The organism is Oceanicaulis sp. UBA6590 (assembly GCF_002433705.1).
Taxonomy (GTDB): Bacteria; Pseudomonadota; Alphaproteobacteria; order Caulobacterales; family Maricaulaceae; genus Oceanicaulis.
On the sequence record NZ_DJIQ01000021.1, the window covers coordinates 1 to 1178 of the forward strand.

Here is a 1178-nt window from a genome sequence, read left to right on the forward strand (position 1 = left end):
CGTGAAGAGCCCTATCCGGACGCTCAACGGTGTTCTCACCGAGGAGTTCGGCGACGCTGCGAGCTATGTCCCCGAGCTGATCAGCCGCTACGAGCTGGCGTTTCAGTCCGAAGGCCAGGCGCCGATCAAGACCGTGGTGGGGGATGAAGCCGCCCGTAAGATGGCGGAACGCCTGGCGAAGATTGCGGCCAGGCATCCGAAGACCGTGACCCCGGACGTCTCGATCGTGATCCCGGCCTATAACCAGATCTCCTATACGCTCGCCTGCATTGAAAGCGTGTTCGCAAGCGCGCCGAAAGCGAGCTTCGAAATCCTGGTCGGCGACGACCAGTCCACCGATGGCACTCAGGCCGCCGCCGGCGTGCCCATGGCGCATGTGCGCTGGGTGCGGCACGAGACCAATCAGGGCTTTGTGGGCAATTGCAATCTGACCGCCGAGCAGGCGCGCGGCCGTATCGTCCTGATGCTCAACAATGACACGCTGGTCCTGCCGGACTGGCTGGACGCGCTGGTGGAGACACTGGACGCCGATCCCCAAGTTGGGCTGGTCGGCTCCAAGCTGATCTATCCGGATGGCCGGCTCCAGGAAGCGGGCGGCATCTTCTGGCAGGATGGCTCCGCCTGGAATCTGGGCCGGTTCGACCATCCGCGTCGCCCGGAATTCAGCTATGCGCGGGATGCGGATTACATCTCCGGCGCCTCCATCGCCTTGCCGCGCGCCCTCTGGGAGAAGCTCGGCGGGTTTGATGACCATTATCGCCCTGCCTACGCCGAGGACGCGGATCTGGCGTTCCGGGTTCGCGCGGACGGCCTGCGCACCGTCTTCCAGCCCCGCTCCATGCTGATCCATTTCGAGGGCGTCAGCTCGGGAACGGACCTCGCAGCGGGGGCCAAGGCCTATCAGGTTCAGAACCTTGAAAAGCTTCGCGAACGCTGGGCAGGGGTTCTGGCCGCACACCGTCCCAATGCGCAGGAACCCGAGCGCGAAAAGGAGCGCGGGGTCACCAAGCGCGTCCTCTTCATCGACATCACCACGCCGGAGCCTCAGCATGACGCCGGCTCGCTGGTGGCGGTGGAGACCATGCGCGCGCTGCAGGCGCTGGGCTTCAAGGTGACTTTCGTGCCGGTCGACAATTTCCTCTGGACCAAGGCCTATTCCGCCCCCTTGCAGGCCATGG

Annotated in this window: 1 protein-coding gene; it reads left to right on the plus strand. The window is 64.8% G+C overall.

Annotated features, from left to right (window positions below):
* The coding region (locus B2Z70_RS03775) for a glycosyltransferase family 2 protein (protein WP_292981168.1) at nt 1-1178 on the plus strand (1178 nt) is incomplete at both ends.